At 66.0% G+C, this 16,295-nt stretch carries 12 protein-coding genes; 5 read left to right on the top strand and 7 right to left on the bottom strand.

The window, feature by feature from the left end; translation table 11 throughout:
• Window positions 1-37: 37 nt before the first annotated feature.
• From edd to zwf, 3 genes are read right to left on the bottom strand one after another with little or no spacing between them, the layout of a single operon-like run.
• Complete coding sequence (edd, locus tag ACT2B0_RS14000) at window positions 38-1,852, bottom strand: phosphogluconate dehydratase (RefSeq protein WP_473458456.1); 1,815 nt, start codon at window positions 1,850-1,852, stop codon at window positions 38-40.
• Complete coding sequence (gene pgl / locus ACT2B0_RS13995; RefSeq protein WP_473458454.1) at window positions 1,849-2,577, bottom strand: 6-phosphogluconolactonase; 729 nt, start codon at window positions 2,575-2,577, stop codon at window positions 1,849-1,851. The genes edd and pgl overlap by 4 nt, the downstream gene beginning before the upstream one ends.
• Complete coding sequence (gene zwf, locus ACT2B0_RS13990; protein ID WP_473458452.1) at window positions 2,577-4,049, bottom strand: glucose-6-phosphate dehydrogenase; 1,473 nt, start codon at window positions 4,047-4,049, stop codon at window positions 2,577-2,579. The genes pgl and zwf overlap by 1 nt, the downstream gene beginning before the upstream one ends.
• A gap of 196 nt (window positions 4,050-4,245) precedes the next feature.
• On the opposite strand from zwf, the gene ACT2B0_RS13985 reads away from it, so the two are divergent.
• The 4 genes from ACT2B0_RS13985 to ACT2B0_RS13970 all read left to right on the top strand — a co-directional run bounded on the left by ACT2B0_RS13985 (window position 4,246) and on the right by ACT2B0_RS13970 (window position 9,599).
• On the top strand, window positions 4,246-5,721 hold the full coding sequence (locus tag ACT2B0_RS13985; protein ID WP_473458450.1) for an aldehyde dehydrogenase family protein: 1,476 nt from the start codon (window positions 4,246-4,248) through the stop codon (window positions 5,719-5,721).
• Between the two features lie 75 nt (window positions 5,722-5,796).
• Window positions 5,797-6,546: an SDR family oxidoreductase gene (locus ACT2B0_RS13980; protein WP_473458448.1), complete on the top strand. Its 750-nt coding sequence runs from the start codon at window positions 5,797-5,799 to the stop codon at window positions 6,544-6,546.
• Window positions 6,547-6,624: 78 nt separating this feature from the next.
• On the top strand, window positions 6,625-8,394 hold the full coding sequence (locus ACT2B0_RS13975) for an SLC13 family permease (protein ID WP_481658402.1): 1,770 nt from the start codon (window positions 6,625-6,627) through the stop codon (window positions 8,392-8,394).
• 80 nt (window positions 8,395-8,474) lie between these two features.
• Entirely contained in the window at window positions 8,475-9,599 is a 1,125-nt protein-coding gene (locus tag ACT2B0_RS13970; RefSeq protein ID WP_473458444.1) for a beta-ketoacyl-ACP synthase III, read from the top strand.
• Window positions 9,600-9,634: 35 nt separating this feature from the next.
• Here the strand turns inward: ACT2B0_RS13970 and ACT2B0_RS13965 are convergent, their stop codons facing one another.
• Window positions 9,635-11,089, bottom strand: coding sequence for a TrkH family potassium uptake protein (locus tag ACT2B0_RS13965; RefSeq protein ID WP_473458442.1), 1,455 nt, complete (start codon window positions 11,087-11,089; stop codon window positions 9,635-9,637).
• A gap of 233 nt (window positions 11,090-11,322) precedes the next feature.
• Here ACT2B0_RS13965 and ACT2B0_RS13960 point away from each other — a divergent pair, with 233 nt between their 5' ends.
• On the top strand, window positions 11,323-12,393 hold the full coding sequence (locus ACT2B0_RS13960) for a hypothetical protein (protein ID WP_473458440.1): 1,071 nt from the start codon (window positions 11,323-11,325) through the stop codon (window positions 12,391-12,393).
• 54 nt (window positions 12,394-12,447) lie between these two features.
• On the opposite strand, the gene ACT2B0_RS13955 is transcribed toward ACT2B0_RS13960, so the two are convergent.
• The 3 genes from ACT2B0_RS13955 to ACT2B0_RS13945 all read right to left on the bottom strand — a co-directional run bounded on the left by ACT2B0_RS13955 (window position 12,448) and on the right by ACT2B0_RS13945 (window position 16,227).
• Window positions 12,448-13,230 carry a DUF2189 domain-containing protein gene (locus ACT2B0_RS13955; protein WP_473458438.1) on the bottom strand — a complete coding sequence of 261 codons (783 nt, stop codon included), beginning with the start codon at window positions 13,228-13,230 and terminating at the stop codon, window positions 12,448-12,450.
• A gap of 150 nt (window positions 13,231-13,380) precedes the next feature.
• Window positions 13,381-14,667 carry an NAD(P)/FAD-dependent oxidoreductase gene (locus ACT2B0_RS13950; RefSeq protein WP_473458436.1) on the bottom strand — a complete coding sequence of 429 codons (1,287 nt, stop codon included), beginning with the start codon at window positions 14,665-14,667 and terminating at the stop codon, window positions 13,381-13,383.
• Between the two features lie 126 nt (window positions 14,668-14,793).
• Window positions 14,794-16,227 (bottom strand): glutamine synthetase family protein, encoded by a 1,434-nt coding sequence (locus ACT2B0_RS13945; protein ID WP_473458434.1) that lies wholly within the window; start codon window positions 16,225-16,227, stop codon window positions 14,794-14,796.
• Window positions 16,228-16,295: the final 68 nt, after the last annotated feature.

The raw sequence follows: 16,295 nt of genomic DNA, 5'->3' as shown, positions 1-16,295 counted from the left end.
CCGGGCCGGCGGTCGCTTTGTGTGCCGCCGGCCGCTCTCAGAAGACGGCGGCGCCCTCGTCGGCGCGCGCCGCCATCTGGCGGAACTGCGCGAAAAGCTCGCGGCCAAGCCCGTACTGATTGGCCGCAAGATCGGGTTCGGACATAGGGCGGCGCGCCAGCTCGGCCTCATCAACGAGCGCTTCTAGCACGCCGTGCTCGGCGTCGATGCGGACCATGTCGCCGTCGCGGATCCTGGCGATCGCGCCCCCGGCAAGCGCTTCGGGCGTGACGTGAATGGCGGACGGCACCTTGCCGGACGCGCCCGACATGCGCCCGTCGGTGACGAGTGCGACCCGCTGCCCCCGGTCCTGCAGCACGCCGAGCACGGTGGTCAGCCGGTGCAATTCGGGCATGCCGTTGGCCTTCGGCCCCTGGAAGCGGACCACGGCGACGAAATCGCCCTGAAGCGTTCCGGCCTTGAAGGCGGCATTGAGGGCGTCCTGGCTTTCGAACACCCGCGCCGGCGCCTCGATCACGCGGCGCTCGGGCTTGACGGCCGAGGTCTTGATGATCGCGTGGCCGAGATTGCCCGAGAGCACCGTCAGGCCGCCGCTGGCCTGAAACGGCTTTTGATGCCGGGCCAGCACCTTGTCGTCGCCGCTTTTTTCGGGGGCGGGCCGGCGTGCGACCGTGCCGTCGGCGCCCAGGCCGGCCTCGACCGTGTAGGCCCGCAGGCCGCCGCCCCACACCGTCTCGGCGTCCTCGTGCAGCAGGCCGGCGTCGAGCAGCTCGCGGATCAGGAAGCCGAGACCGCCGGCGGCGGCGAAGTGGTTCACGTCGGCAAGCCCGTTGGGATAGACGCGGGCGAGCAGGGGCACGTGGTCGGAGAGGTCGCAAATGTCCTGCCAGGTGAGCCGGATGCCGGCGGCCGCGGCCATCGCGATCAGGTGGATGGTGTGATTGGTCGAGCCGCCGGTGGCGTGCAGGCCGACGACGCCGTTGACGATCGAGCGTTCGTCGATCATGCGTCCGACCGGCCGGTAGTCGTTGCCGAGCGCGGTGATGGCGAGGGCGCGCTGCGTCGCCTCGCGGGTGAGCGCGTCGCGTAGCGGCGTACCGGGATTGACGAAGGAGGCGCCGGGCAAATGCAGGCCCATGATCTCCATCAGCATCTGGTTGGAGTTGGCGGTGCCGTAGAAGGTGCAGGTGCCCGGACCGTGATAGGATTTCGATTCCGCTTCCAGCAATTCGTCGCGGCCGATCTTGCCCTCGGCGAAAAGCTGGCGCACGCGCGCCTTCTCGTCGTTGGGCAGGCCCGAAGTCATCGGCCCGGCCGGGATGAAGACCGCCGGCAGGTGGCCGAAACTCAAGGCTGCGATCAGAAGCCCGGGCACGATCTTGTCGCAGACGCCGAGATAGACGGCGGCGTCGAACATGTTGTGGGACAGGCCGATCGCCGCGGCCATGGCGATCACGTCGCGCGAAAACAGCGACAGTTCCATGCCGGGCTGACCCTGGGTGACGCCGTCGCACATTGCCGGCACGCCGCCGGCGACCTGGGCAACGCCGCCGGCCTCGCGCGCGGCCTGCTTGATCAGGGCGGGAAAGCTCTCGAAGGGCTGATGCGCCGACAGCATGTCGTTATAGGCGGTGATGATGCCGAGATTGGGGACCCGGTCGCCGGAAAGGTCGGCCTTGTCGCCGGTCGCGCAGGCGGCGAAACCATGGGCGAGGTTGCCGCACGACAGCACGGACCGGTTCGGTCGCTGACCGGCGGCCTCGTCGAGACGGGCGAGATAAAGCTCGCGCGTCGGCCTGGAGCGTTCGCGGATGCGGTCGGTGATCGTTTCGATGGCCCGTGCGGCGGTCATGGCTTCTTGTCCTCGCTGGGTGCCCAATAGACGGTTGGCGGGGTGGTTGCGCGCTCGAAGACGGCGCGGATCGGGGCGCTCGACGCGGTGCCGGCCTGCATGGCCTGCTCGAACACCGTGCGCTTGGCCTCGCCCTCGATGTGCAGGGCCAGGAAACGCGCCCCGGCGACGAGCGGCAGGGTAAGCGTCAGCCTGTCTTCGCCGGCACTGGGCGCACGCACCGGCAGCACGCGCGCCTTGGTCGCCGGATCGAGCAGGGTATCGAGATTTTCCGCATCGGGAAAATAGGACGCGGTATGGCCGTCGAGCCCCATGCCGAGCACGACGGCGTCGAGCGGCAGCAGACAGTTGGCGAGGCGCTCGTCAGCCGCCGCCGCGGCCGCCGCCAAATCGGCGGTGCCGGACCAGAGCCCGACGAAGCGGGCCTGGCCCGCCCGATCGCGAAGCAGGGTTTCGCGCACCAGCCGCTCGTTGGAGCGTGCCGCGGCCGGCGGGACCAGCCGCTCGTCGACCAGCGTGACCGTGACGCGCTCCCAGTCGAGCGGCCGTTGCGACAACTGCCGGAAAAACCGTGCCGGCGTGGTGCCGCCGGAGACGGCGAGCATGGCCCGCCCGTCGCGGCGCAGGGCCGCGTCCAGATGGCCGACGATCGTGTCGGCCAACGTTTCGGCAAGCGCTTCGGCGTCTTCGAAGGCGTGGAAGCCATAGGGGGATGCCGGGCGCATCAGTTGGGGTCGTGCCAGGTGCGGCCGTCGCGCTCGATCAGCGCGACCGAGCCGGACGGGCCCCAGGTGCCGGCGGTATAGGCCTGGGGCTCGCGGCCGGAATCCTCCCACGCGGCAAGGATCGGATCGATCCAGGCCCAGGCCGCCTCGACCTCGTCGCGGCGCATGAACAGGGTCTGGTTGCCGCGCACGACATCCATCAGCAGGCGCTCGTAGGCATCCGGATTGCGCACGTTGAAGGCCTCCGCAAAACTCATGTCGAGCGGCACATGGCGCAGGCGCATGCCGCCGGGACCCGGATCCTTGATCATGATCCATTGCTTGACGCCTTCGTCGGGCTGCAGGCGGATGACGAGTTGGTTGGCGTGCACGCGCCCGGCGCCGGTTTCGAAGATCGAATGCGGGATCGGCTTGAAGGCGATGACGATTTCGGAGGCGCGCGCGCTCAGCCGCTTGCCGGTGCGCAGGTAAAACGGCACGCCGGCCCAGCGCCAGTTGGCGATGTCGGCCTTAATGGCGACGAAGGTTTCCGTCGTGCTTTGGCCATTGCCGAGCTCTTCCTGATACCCCTTGACCGCGCCGCCGGCCGAGGCGCCGGCCCGGTACTGGCCGCGCACCGTCAGCCTGGCGGCATTGTCGGCGTCGATCGGCGCCAGCGAGCGCAGGATTTTCAGCTTTTCGTCGCGCACGGCGTCGGCGTCCATCGATGCCGGCGGTTCCATCGCCGCTAGGCACAGGAGCTGCAGGATATGGTTCTGCACCATGTCGCGCAGCGCGCCGGCGCGGTCGTAGTAGCTGACCCGGTCCTCCAGCCCGACCGTTTCGGCGACGGTGATCTGGACATGGTCGATATGGGCGGAGTTCCACAACGGCTCGTAGAGCGCGTTGGCGAAACGCAGCGCCATCAGGTTCTGAACCGTTTCCTTGCCGAGATAATGGTCGATGCGGAAAATCTGGTGCTCGTCGAACACGCCGCCGATCTGGTCGTTGAGGGCGCGTGCGCTCGCCAGATCGCGGCCGATCGGCTTTTCGACCACGATGCGCGCATCCGCGCTCACCAGATCATGCTCCTTGAGCTTGGCGCAGATCGCGCCGAACAGCGCGGGTCCGACGGCCATGTAAAACACCCTGATCCGGTCGCTGTCGCCGATCTCGCGCTCCAGCTCCGCAAAGCCGTCGCCGCTCTTGGCGTCGACGGGGACATAGCTCAGCCTGTCGAGGAAACGGGCGAGTTCGTCCGGCTCGATCTCCTCGGCCCGGACATGCTCGGTGATCGCCGTACGGGCGAAATCGCGGTACTCTTCAGTGCTGAGCTTCGAGCGCGACGCGCCGATGATGCGCGTGGGTTCCAAAAACTGACCCGCCTGCTGGCGCTGGAACAGCGCCGGCAGCAATTTGCGCTCGGCAAGGTCGCCGGTTCCGCCGAAGGCGATGAAATCGAACGGGTCGACCGGTATGATCTGGCTCGTCATGCGTCTCGGTAGCCTCTCGCATGCTGTGGCGACGGATGGCGTCGCTATAATCTAATCGATTTAAGAACGCCAGCCCCCGTCCGGCGCCGCTTGGCGCTTGACAGTGCGGGAGCAGGCGGGTTTCACCTTCAGCCAATAAGGCGCACGCCAGCCAGTGCATCACAAAGCGCGCGCGCCGCAAAGAGGAGCCGGGACAATGAACACGCATTTCTCGCGCAGCGTCGCCGAGGGCCTGGCCTTCGCGAATTTCATCGACGGCAGATCGCAGGAGGCCGCGTCGGGCCGGCGCATCGATGTCGTGTCGCCGTCCGACGGCAAGATGTTCGCCTCGATCCCCGAAAGCGGCAAGGAGGATGTCGACCTGGCCGTGCGCGCCGCCCATCGCGCCTTCCACGACGGACCGTGGAGCAGGATGCCGGCGGTGGAGCGCGGGCGCTGCCTGACCCGGCTTTTCCGCCTGGTCGAGGAGAATGGCGAAGAACTGGCCGCGCTGGAATCGCGCGATACCGGCAAACCCGTGCGCCAGGGCAAGGCCGACGTGACGGCGACGATGCGCTATTACGAATTCTACGGCGGCGCGGCCGACAAGGTGCATGGCGACACGATCCCGTTCCTGGACGGGTATACCGCGCTCACCCTGCGCGAGCCGCATGGCGTGGTTGCCGGCATCATTCCGTGGAACTATCCGCTGCAGATCCTGGCCCGCGTGGCCGGCGCGGCGCTCGCCATGGGCAACACGCTGGTCGTCAAGCCGGCCGAGGACGCCTCGCTGACAGCGATCCGCATCGCCGAATTCGCGCATGAGGCCGGCGTGCCCGACGGCGTCTTCAACGTGGTTACCGGCTACGGGCACGACGCGGGAGCCGCGCTGTCAGGCCATCCGCTGGTCGACTACGTCACCTTCACCGGCTCGACCTTGACGGGAACCGCGATCCAGCAGGCCGCGGCGGTCAACAATCGCGGCGTGACGATGGAACTTGGCGGCAAGTCGCCGCAAATCGTGTTCGACGACGCCGATCTGGAGGCGGCGCTGCCGGTGCTTGTCAACGCCATCATCCAGAACGGCGGCCAGACCTGCTCCGCCGGCAGCCGGGTCCTGGTGCAGCGCCCGGTCTACGAGAGCGTGTCGCGCGCCCTGGCCGAACGGTTTTCCAGGCTGACGGCCGGCCCACACGATGCCGATCTCGACCTCGGCGCGCTGATCAACCAGCGCCAGAAGGAACGCGTCGCCGGCCTGGTGGCGGCGGCCGAGGAGGCCGGCGTGCCGATCCTGGCCCGCGGCTCGGTGCATGCCGATGCGCCGTCCGGCGGCTATTATTTCGCGCCCGTCCTGTTCGGTTCGGCGGATCCGGACCAGGCGATCGCGCGCGAGGAGGTGTTCGGGCCGGTGCTGGCGGTGATGCCGTTCGAGGACGAGGCCGACGCGGTGCGGCTTGCCAACGGCACCGATTACGGCCTGGTCGCCGGCATATGGACCCGCGACGGCGCGCGCCAGCATCGGGTCGCCAAGCGGGTGCGGGCCGGCCAGGTGTTCGTCAACGGATACGGTGCCGGCGGCGGCATCGAGCTGCCGTTCGGCGGTTTCAAGAAATCGGGCCACGGCCGCGAAAAGGGCTTTGAAGCACTTTACGACATGAGCGCCACCAAGACGGTCGTGTTCAATCACGGGTAAGAATGGGATAAATGCCGCGTAAAGCAGGGCGGCATCGCCCGCAACGCGGCCCAAGGACGAAAGTTAGGAACGGGAATGACACGTCTGAAAGACAAGGTTGCGGTGATCACCGGCGCGGCGTCGGGTTTCGGCGAAGGCATGGCCAAGCGCTTTGCCGAGGAGGGCGCGCAGGTGGTCGTGGCCGACCTCAACGCCAAGGGCGCGGAGCGCGTCGCCGGCGAGATCGGCCAGGCGGCGCTGCCGGTGACGGCGGACGTGTCGCTGAAATCCGATATCGACGCCATGGTGGCCACGGCGATGGACGCCCATGGCCGCATCGACATCATGGTCAACAATGCCGGCTTCACCCACACCAACCAGAGCATGCTGGACGTCGACGAGGCGACGTTCGACCTGATCGCGGCGGTGAACATGAAGGCGATCTATTTCGCCGCGCTCGCCGTCGTGCCGATCATGGAACAACAGGGTGGCGGCTCCATCATCACCACGGCCTCGACGGCGGGGCTCCGGCCGCGCCCGGGGCTGACCTGGTACAACGCCTCCAAGGGCTGGGCGGTGACGGCGACGAAGTCGATGGCGGTTGAGCTCGCCCCGATGAACATCCGCGTCAACTGCCTGTGCCCGGTTGCCGGCGAAACCGGCATGCTGGCCCAGTTCATGGGCGAGGATACGCCCGAAAAGCGCGCCCAGTTCCGCGCCTCGATTCCGCTCGGGCGGCTTTCGACACCGCTCGACATCGCCAACGCCGCGTTGTGGCTGGCCTCCGACGAGGCGGCCTTCATCACCGGCGTCGCGCTCGAGGTCGATGGCGGCCGCTGCATCTGATCTCCTGTCCCGTCGGCGGAACCGGACGCCTCCCAATACGTTCAAGCAAGGCCCCAGCGGCAGGAGCACAGCGATTTCATGACCGGGCAACAGATCTTCATCTTCGGCCTGCTGGGCGGGGTGTTCGCATTTCTGGTGTGGGGTCGCATCCGCTACGATCTGGTCGCCTTCGCGGCGCTGATCATCGGCGTTGCCGGCGGCGCCATCCCGGCCGAGCATGCCTTTGCCGGTTTCGGCCATGAAGCCGTCATCATCATCGCCCTGGTGCTGATCGCCTCGCGCGCGTTGATGAACTCCGGCGCGGTCGAGCTGATCGCGCAATATGTCGTCGATGCCGGGCGTTCGCTCTCCAGCCATATCGGCGTGATGTCGGTGGCCGGCGCCGCGCTGTCGGCGATCATCAACAATGTCGCGGCGCTCGTAATCCTGATGACGCTCGACATGGAAACGGCGAGGAAGGCGGGCCGCTCGGTGTCGCTGTCGCTGATGCCGTTGTCTTTCGCCACGATTCTCGGTGGCATGGTCACGATGATCGGCACGCCGCCCAATATCGTGATCGCGCAGTATCGCGACAGGGCGCTGGGCGAGCCGTTTTCGATGTTCGACTTTTCGCCCGTCGGCCTGGTGTGCGCCATTGCCGGCATCGCCTTCGTGGCCGGCATCGGCTGGCGGCTGATCCCGCAGCGCATCGCGCCGCAAAAGGCGGGCGAAACGGAAAGCGGACTGTTCGTCGCCGAGGCCGGATTTCCCGAGGGGTCCGAATGGGTCGGGCAAACGCCGCGCGACCTGGTCGAAAAGGCCGACGAGCTCGATGTCGCCATTCTCGGTCTCGTGCGCCGGGGAAAGCGCCTGCCAGGCTTTGCCATGGGCGAGGAGATCCGCAAGAGCGACCGACTGGTGGTCGAGGGTATCCCGAAATCGATCGAGGCTTTTACCGGCGCGGCCAAGCTCGACATCACGGTCAAACCCAAGGAAGAAGGGCTGATCGGCCGTTCGATGACGCTGACGGAGGCGATCGTGCCGCTCGGCGCGCGCGCCGTCGGCCGTACCGCACTCGACATGCGGCTTCTGGCCAGGCGCGGCGTGACCCTGATCGGCGTGTCGCGTCAGGGCACACGTTTCCGCGAACGCGTGCGCAATCTCACCATCCAGGCCGGCGATGTCGTGCTGTTGCTCGGACCGGAAAACCGCGTCGCCGACGCGGTCGAGTGGATGGGAGCGATGGCGCTGGCAGACCGCAGCCATGCGGTGATCCAGCGCAGCAAGGCGCTGCTGGCAATCGGGATCTTCGCAGCCGCGATCGCCGCGTCGGTGATCGGGCTGATCAGCCTGCCGATCGCGCTCGCGGCCGCCGTGGCGCTTTATGCGCTATTCAACATCGTCACCGCGCGCGAGGTCTACGAATTGGTCGAGTGGCCGGTCATCGTGCTGCTCGGTTCGCTGATCCCGCTCGGGCTGGCGCTGGAGGAATTGGGCGGCACCGAACTGATCGCCAACGCGATCGTCGCGCAGACCTCGTTCCTGCCGGCCTGGGGCATTCTGGCCGTGCTGATGGTCGTCACCATGACCCTGTCCGACTTCCTCAACAACGTCGCCACCGCGCTGATCGCAGCGCCGATTGCCGTCGGCATTGCCAGTTCGATCGGCGTGTCGCCCGACCCGTTTCTGATGGGGGTGGCGGTCGCGGCCTCGTGCGCCTTCCTGACGCCGATCGGCCACAAGAACAACACCATCATCATGGGACCGGGCGGCTATCATTTCGGCGACTACTGGCGCATGGGCCTGCCGCTGGAAATCCTGATCATCGTGGTGAGCGTCCCCGCGATCCTGTTCTTCTGGCCGCTTTAGGCACGGGTCGGGGCGCCTTTTGGCTTGACCGCAGGCGAACCCGGCCCGATCCTCGAAAAAAACGTGGGGTCGGGAAAATCATGCACAAGGTCGCCATCAGCGGCACCGGCATCTTCACGCCGGATCAGGTCATCACCAATGCCGAACTCGTCGCCTCCTACAACGACTACGCCTCACGCTGGAACGAGGCGAACGGCACGGCGATCGAGGCCGGCGAGGCGGAGGCCAAGCCGATGTCGAGCGAGGCGTTCATCCTCAAGGCGTCGGGCATCGAGCGCCGCTATGTGATCGAAAAGTCCGGTGTGCTCGATCCGCAGATCATGCATCCGGTCTTTCCCGAACGGGCCGATGACGAGTTGTCGATGATGGCGGAGATCGCCGTCGATGCCGCAAAAAAGGCGCTCGAACGCGCGGGCCGCACCGCCGCCGACATCGATGCGGTGATCTGCGCGGCGTCAAACCACGAGCGCGCCTACCCGGCGGTGGCGATCGAGATCCAGCAGGCGCTGGGCATCGACGGTTTCGCCTTCGACATGAATGTCGCCTGTTCCTCGGCGACGTTCGGCATCCAGGCCGCCGCAGACATGATCCGCTGCGGCTCGGCACGGGCGATCCTGATGGTCAACCCCGAAATCACCTCCGGTCATCACGAGTGGCGCGACCGGGACTGCCATTTCATCTTTGGCGACGTGTGCACGGCGGTGGTCGTGGAACGGGCCGAAGACCTGGCCGCGGACAATGCCTGGGAGGTGCTGTCGACGCGGTGCCTGACGCTCTATTCCAACACTATCCGCAACAATAACGGCTTCCTGCGCCGGACCCGACCCGGCCACATGGACGACCGGCGCGATATGCAGTTCTGCCAGGAGGGCCGGAAGGTCTTCAAGCAGGTTGTGCCGGTCGTGGTCGACCTGATGCGCGCGCATCTTGGCGACGAGGGCGTCGATCCGTCCGAATTGGCGCGGCTTTGGCTGCATCAAGCCAACAAGAACATGAACGATCTGATCGGCGAAAAAGTGCTCGGGCGGGTGCCGAGCCGGGCCGAGCAACCCAATGTGCTACAGGACTACGCCAACACCTCCTCGGCCGGGTCAATCATCGCGTTTTCGAAATATTCCGACGACCTGCCGTCGGGAAGCCTTGGCGTGATCTGCTCCTTCGGTGCCGGCTATTCGGCCGGCAGCGTGATCGTCAGACGGCTATAGGGGCCGCCGACCGGCGAGGATGCCGGCAAGTGCTGCTACGACCAGAATGCCGGCGAAAGCAGCACCAGCACGGCGAGTATTTCAAGCCGGCCGAGGATCATGGCGCCGTCGAGAACCCATTTCGCCGCGCTGGGAAGCGTTGAAAAATTGCCGGCGGGGCCGACGATATCTCCCAGTCCCGGCCCGACATTGGTCAGGGCGGTGAGGGCGCCGGTGGCGGCGGTCATGAAATCGAGTCCGGTTGCGGCGAGCAGGACAAGCGTGAGCGCCCAGATGACCACGAAGGCGCAGATGAACAAAACGGCGGTATCTTGCATGTCTGTATCGACGCGCCGGTCGCCGTAGCGAACGGTCGCGACGCTGCTTGGATAGACGAGTTGCCTGAGGCCGGATCGCATCGTCTCGAACAGGATCAGGAAGCGATAGGCCTTGATACCGCCGGCGGTGGAGCCGGAACAGCCGCCAAGGATCGTGGCCAGGAACGCACAGGCGACCGGAAAGGCGCCCCATAGCGAATAGTCGGCGCTGGCAAAGCCGGTGGTGGTGATCAGCGAGACGAAATTAAAGGCCGAATGGGTCAGCGCCTCGACCGGCGTGTAGTCGGACTGAACCCGAAGATAGACCGCCACCGACAGGGTGAAGATCACGCAAAAACCGACATAGACGAGGATCTGCCGGTCGCCCAGCGCCTCCAGGCGTCCGCGCAGGACGAGCAGCATCAGGATCGAGAACGGCAGGCCGGCCACGAACATGAAGACGGTTCCCACCCAGATCACTGCGCCGTTTTCGCCATAATAGCCGAGCGAGGCGTCATGGGTTGAAAATCCGCCAGTCGCCAGCGTCGTCATGGCATGGTTGACGGCGTCGAAGCCGGTCATGCCGGCCGCGGCGTAGGACAGCGCGCATAACAGCGTGAGCACGCTGTAGATGCCGACAAGCGCCACGGTGAAGGTGGAAAACCGCGCGAAGGGCCGGTCCGCGGTATCGGAGGATTCGATGCGGAAGAAGGAGATGCCGCCGATGCGCAGCAGCGGCAGCACGAACAGGCCCAGAGCGACCACGCCGAGCCCGCCCATCCATTGCAGCAGCGAGCGCCACAAAAGCAGCCCCGGCGGCAGCGCGTCGAGGCCCGAAATGACGGTCGATCCCGTTGTCGTCAGAGCCGATACGGCTTCAAACACGGCGTCGGTCAATCCGAGACGGATCGATGCGAGCATGAAGGGGATGGCGCCGACGACCGCCGAAGTGACCCACAAAAGATTGACCAGAAGGAAGGCGAAGCGGGCGTTGACGCGCGGGGGGCTTGCACGCGTTGCCAGCGCACAGGCGGCGGCCGGTGCGCCGACAAGCACAGCCGAGGAGACGAAGACACGCCAGTCCGGGTTGCCGAGAAAAAAGTCAACGGCCGCCGGCACCAGCATGGCGGCGGCGAAATAAAGCGCAAAAACCGCCGCTAGAAAGACGGAGAACCGAAGCTGCGTTTCCGACATGAGGTGGTCTTCTCGGATGCCATGCTTTGGCCGGCCTTCCTCCATGGCGGCACGCCACGTTATTGGCTTATGCGGGCAGCGGCAAGGTCGCATCCATGACGAAGTGGAGGCCGGCGGCCTTCATCGCGGCGGCTTGTCGGTTAACGATATCTTAACAATTTTCCCGCCAGGGGCGGCGCTTGTATTAGATATGTCGGCAATCGCTTGAATAGTCGGCGTAAAGGGGGACGGTCATGATCGCGATAATTCGGCAGCCGCATTTCATGCGTGCGACCGGGCTTCTCATTGGCCTGGCCGCCGTGGTCATGGTGATCCGCCTCGGCACGCTGGGGCAGGGCTATCGGTTTTTGGAAAAATTCCCGCCCGATTTCTCGGCCGTCGGCTGGCTGCGCTTTGGCGGCTCGGCGATCGCCGCCTTCTTGATCTATCTGGCGCTCAGACCGGCCCGGAACCAGACGCGCCCCTTCCTGGCTGATTGTACCAGCGCGCGGCTTGGAAAGCTGTTTGCATGGGTGAGCCTTTTGACCATGGCGGCGGCGATGGCCGGCGTCGTGCTTATCCCGGAGAGGCTGTATCCGCTGGTGACGGACGGGGCCGTGGTGCAGTTGATTTCCGAACTGTTCCTGGCGGGCGCGATCGGGCTTGCGGTGTTTGCGGCGGTGCGTTCGCGCACGGTGGCCGCGGCGCGGATCGGCATCATTCCCGCCCCGCTGGCGTTCGTCGGCATGGCGCTGGTGGCGTTTCTGATCCTCGGCGAGGAAATGTCCTGGGGGCAGCATCTGATCGGCTGGCAAACCCCCGAAACCTTCGCCGGAAACATCCAAAACGAGACGAATTTCCACAATTTCTACACATATCGCTTCGAAACGGCCTATTATCTGTCGGCGCTATTGCTGTTTTTCGTCCTGCCTTATGCGTGGCCGAAGCTGCCGGGACGGTGGCTGAAACCTTTCGCCTTTTTTGTCCCGCCGGCCGGATTCGTCCTGGTGGCGGCGCCGATCTCCGGCCTGTTCTACGAATATTGGAACGTGGTGCCGATGCAGGTCGCCTTCGCGCTCGGCGTGATCCTGCTTGTCGACTGCGCTCTTGACCGCAGCCGAGGCTCGCTCGGCGAGCGCGCCTTTGCGGGTCTGTGGGCGGCGCTGATGGTTGCCTCGCAGGCCGTCTTCCTGGCATTTGGCGGGCAGATGAGCGAAGGGCACGAATTGTCGGAGGTGCGCGAGTTTCTGATCTCGCTGTTGATGCTGGCCTATCTGATCTGGATCAGCGCCCGGCTGCTGGCGCTGTCGCGCGGGCTCGCATAAGCCAAACGGCTCCGGAACCGGCGTGCGACAGACATGCCGGCCGGCCGGCTTGCCTCAGGCAACCACCGCGCGGCGATAGAGATGCCAGGTGGCGTGGCCGAGCACGGGCAGCGTGACAAACAGGCCGAGAAAGAACGGCACGCAGGACAAGAGCACCAGTACGGTCACGGTGACGCCCCAGCCGATCATCGCAAACGGGCTCGCCAGCACCGTCTTGACGCTGGTGATCATGGCGGTGACGAAATCGATCTCGCGCTCCAGCAGCAGCGGGATCGAGATGACGGTGATCGAAAACAGCACCAGCGCCAATATCGCGCCGACGACATGACCGACCGCCAGGAAGGTCCAGCCTTGCGGCGTGGTGAAGACCACGTCGAGGAACCGTTCCAGCGTGGCGAAGGACATCCGCCCCAGGACCAACGCAACCAGCAGGCGGATCTGATACATCCAGATCCAGAACACGAACAGCATCACGAACGCCATCCACGACAATTCGCGCGTGCGCTGATGCCAGACCACGGCCAGGACCGCCTTCCAGTCGAGCGGCTGGCCGGCCTCGAGCCGGCGGCTGACCTCGTAAAGACCGACGGCGGCGAAGGGACCGATCAGCGGAAAGCCGATGGCGAAGGGATAGATCATCCACGGCACCCGCCAGATCGTCAGACCGAGCACGATGACCATGCCGCCGAGGGCGAATACGCCGCCGAAGAAGAGCCCGAACAGCGGCGCGCGCGCGAAATCGTTCAGACCCTGCATCAACGCCGCGCGAATATCCGCGCCGGTGATTGCCGCGACCTCCGGCATCGCCGGCTTCGCGCCATCGTTCGGACCGACCATCGTTTCCTCCCGAAAACAGCGCCTCGTCCGGCGGACATCGCCCGCAGCGCCGATCTCTCTCCAGTTTCGCTTATGACGGTGAGGGCGGCAACCGGCATTGACCAGGATCAAGGCCGGTCGTTGCCGTTACGTCGTCGGGTCCGCATTTTTTCAGATGCGGTCGCGCAGCGCGTACCAGTTCAGCGCCAGGAACAAGAGCGGCGCGCGCAGACGCCGGCCACCGGGAAACGGCGGAACCTTCAACTCCTCGAGCAATCGCAGCCGGTCGCGGTTGCCGGCGACCGTTTCGGCATAGAGCTTGCCGGTGAAATTGGACAGCATCACTCCGTGGCCCGAATAACCGCCCGCCGCGATCACGTTCGCCATCACCTCGCGCACGAACGGTTTGCGCGGCATGGTGATGCCGACAAATCCGCCCCAGGCATGGGTGATCTCGACATCGCGCAGGGCGGGGTAGACCTCGGCGATCTGGCGGCGGATCTGCGCACCGATGTCGTTGGGATCGTCGGTCGAATAGACTTCGCGACCGCCGAACAGAAGCCGCCCGTCGGCGGAGCGACGGAAATAGCGCACCACGAAGCGCGAATCGTCGACCGCCTCGCCGCCCGGTATGACGGGACTGTCGTCGCCAAGCGGTGGCGTGGCGCCGATGAAGGAGCCGATCGGCATGACATGGGCGGCGCTGACGGGTTCGAGCCCGCCGCCATAGGCATTGACGGCGACCAGGCATTTCTCGGCGGTGACGGTGCCGTTGGCGGTGGTGATCGTGACCCGGCCGCCCGTGCTGTCGATGCCGGTGGCCTGTGTGTGTTCATGCAGGCGCGCGCCGGCACGGCTGGCAACGCGCGCGGTGCCGACAACGAGCTTCAGCGGGTGGATATGGCCGGTGCCGGTATCGCGCACGCCGCCGAAATAGCGTGTGGAGCCGACCCGCCGGGCGGTCTCGTCGGCGTCCATATAGGTCAGGTGCTCGTAGCCGAACCGCGTCGCCATCACGTCGGCATGGGCGCGGTAGTCGTCGACATAGCGCTGCTTGTGGGCGACGGAGAGCTGCCCCGGCCGGTAGTCGATGTCGATCGCGTGGCTAGCCGCGAAGTCGAGCAGATGCGCCTTGGCCTCCTCGGCGAGATCGAACAGCGCCTTAGCCCGCGACAGGCCGAGCTCGGCTTCCAGCTCCTCGGCCCAGGCGCGCTGGCCGGTGCCGATCTGACCGCCATTGCGCCCCGAGGCGCCGTCGCCGAAGCGGTGCGCCTCGATCAGGACGACGTCGACGCCGGCCCGGGCCAGGTGCGCGGCCGCCGAAAGACCGGTAAAACCGCCGCCGACAATGGCGACGTCGGCCCGGCAATCGCCGGCAAGCGGCGCGTAGCGTGGCCGTTCGCCGACGGTCGCCTCGTACCAGGACGAGCCGGGTGCAATGGGCGACGGGTCGTTCATCGATGCGCCTTCGGGCGGGCGGGGGCGGGTCCGCCGCGCGGCGGGCCGCCCTTGGGATGCGGCCTGGTGTGAAGTCGTGCCTTCATCTTGTCCTTGCGCCTCTGATCGCCATGGCTCGCACGGCGACTACACGTTCAGCAGCAGATATTCACGCTCCCACGGGCTGATCACTTCCATGAAGGTCTCGAACTCGGCCTTCTTGATCGCGCCGTAGGTGGAAACGAAGGGCGCTCCGAGCATGGTCCGCAGGGCATCGTCGTCCTCCAGCAGGCCGACCGCCTCGAGCAGGCCGCGCGGCAGGTCGATCTCCTCCTCGTTGGCGGCCTTGCCGACCGGCGCTTCGGGCTCGATGCGTTCGGCGATGCCGATCAGGCCGCAGGCAAGCGAGCCGGCGAGCGCCAGATAGGGATTGGCGTCGGAGGAGGGAATGCGGTTTTCCACCCGGCGCGCCGCGGGGTCGGAGCGCGGGATGCGGAAGGCGGTGGTACGATTGTCGTAGCCCCAGTCGGTGTTGACGGGGGCCGAGGCGGCCTTGGTCAGCCGGCGATAGGAATTGACATAGGGCGCCATCATCACCAGCGCGGCGGGCATGTGGCGCTGCATTCCGCCGATGAAATGGCGGAAGGCGTCCGTTTCCTCGCCATTGTCGTCGGAGAAGATGTTGCGGCCGCTGGACAGCTCGACGATCGACTGATGGATGTGCATGGCCGATCCCGGCTGTCCCTGGATCGGCTTGGCCATGAAAGTCGCGTAGGTGTCGTGTTTGAGGGCCGCCTCGCGGATCGTGCGCTTGAACAGGAACACCTGATCGGCAAGTTCGACCGGATCGCCATGGCGCAAATTGATCTCGAGCTGGCCGGCGCCTTCCTCGTGGATCAGCGTATCGATCTCCAGGCCCTGGATCTCCGAGAAATGGTAGATGTCGTCGATCAACTCGTCGAATTCGTTGACGCCGGCGATGGAATAACCCTGGCCGCCGCCGATCGGCCGGCCCGATCGCCCGACCGGAGGGGTGAGCGGGTAGTCGGGATCGGGGTTCTTGCGGACCAGATAGAATTCGATCTCGGGCGCAACCACCGGACGCAGGTCCCGCGCCTCATAAGCCTCGACCACACGTTTGAGCAGGTTGCGCGGCGTGAATTCGACCGCGCGGCCGTCCTGGTGCACCAGGTCGCAGATCACCTGGGCGGTTGGGTCTGATTCCCATGGCACCACCGAGAGCGTCGACAGGTCCGGCAGAAGCTTCAGGTCGCCGTCATCGGCAGGATAGGTGAAGTCCCCGCCATCCTGCGGGTATCCGCCCGAAATCGTGGTCATGAAGACGGCTGACGGCAAGGCGAGCGAGGTGTTGGAGGTGAACTTGCTTGACGGCATCATCTTGCCGCGCGCCACGCCGGCCTGATCGGGCGTGATGCACTCGATATCCTCGATGTCGCGCCATTCAAGCCAAGCGCCGGCCTCTTTCCAGTTCCTAACGCCGCGAAAGTTCTTCAAAAATGCGGGAGGGCGTTTCTTGCTCGCACGCCCTGCTGCCCGGACGTCTTTTTTTGCGGGGGGCATCAATCACCAATGTTTCCTTGAACGGGCCGACTATAAACGCCGGTCAGGCCGCTAGGGAAGAGCGGTTG

The sequence above is a fragment of the Nitratireductor sp. J20-h4 genome (genome assembly GCF_056780505.1).
The sequence above is the reverse complement of the archived record's forward strand: the minus strand, read 5'-3'. Positions and strand labels throughout refer to the sequence as shown.

Coding starts and splice junctions, on each gene's coding strand:
- edd (WP_473458456.1), bottom strand. CDS start 1,852: ATGACCGCCGCACGGGCCATCGAAACGATCACCGACCGCATCCGCGAA.
- pgl (WP_473458454.1), bottom strand. CDS start 2,577: ATGCGCCCGGCATCCCCCTATGGCTTCCACGCCTTCGAAGACGCCGAA.
- zwf (WP_473458452.1), bottom strand. CDS start 4,049: ATGACGAGCCAGATCATACCGGTCGACCCGTTCGATTTCATCGCCTTC.
- ACT2B0_RS13985 (WP_473458450.1), top strand. CDS start 4,246: ATGAACACGCATTTCTCGCGCAGCGTCGCCGAGGGCCTGGCCTTCGCG.
- ACT2B0_RS13980 (WP_473458448.1), top strand. CDS start 5,797: ATGACACGTCTGAAAGACAAGGTTGCGGTGATCACCGGCGCGGCGTCG.
- ACT2B0_RS13975 (WP_481658402.1), top strand. CDS start 6,625: ATGACCGGGCAACAGATCTTCATCTTCGGCCTGCTGGGCGGGGTGTTC.
- ACT2B0_RS13970 (WP_473458444.1), top strand. CDS start 8,475: ATGCACAAGGTCGCCATCAGCGGCACCGGCATCTTCACGCCGGATCAG.
- ACT2B0_RS13965 (WP_473458442.1), bottom strand. CDS start 11,089: ATGTCGGAAACGCAGCTTCGGTTCTCCGTCTTTCTAGCGGCGGTTTTT.
- ACT2B0_RS13960 (WP_473458440.1), top strand. CDS start 11,323: ATGATCGCGATAATTCGGCAGCCGCATTTCATGCGTGCGACCGGGCTT.
- ACT2B0_RS13955 (WP_473458438.1), bottom strand. CDS start 13,230: ATGGTCGGTCCGAACGATGGCGCGAAGCCGGCGATGCCGGAGGTCGCG.
- ACT2B0_RS13950 (WP_473458436.1), bottom strand. CDS start 14,667: ATGAACGACCCGTCGCCCATTGCACCCGGCTCGTCCTGGTACGAGGCG.
- ACT2B0_RS13945 (WP_473458434.1), bottom strand. CDS start 16,227: ATGCCCCCCGCAAAAAAAGACGTCCGGGCAGCAGGGCGTGCGAGCAAG.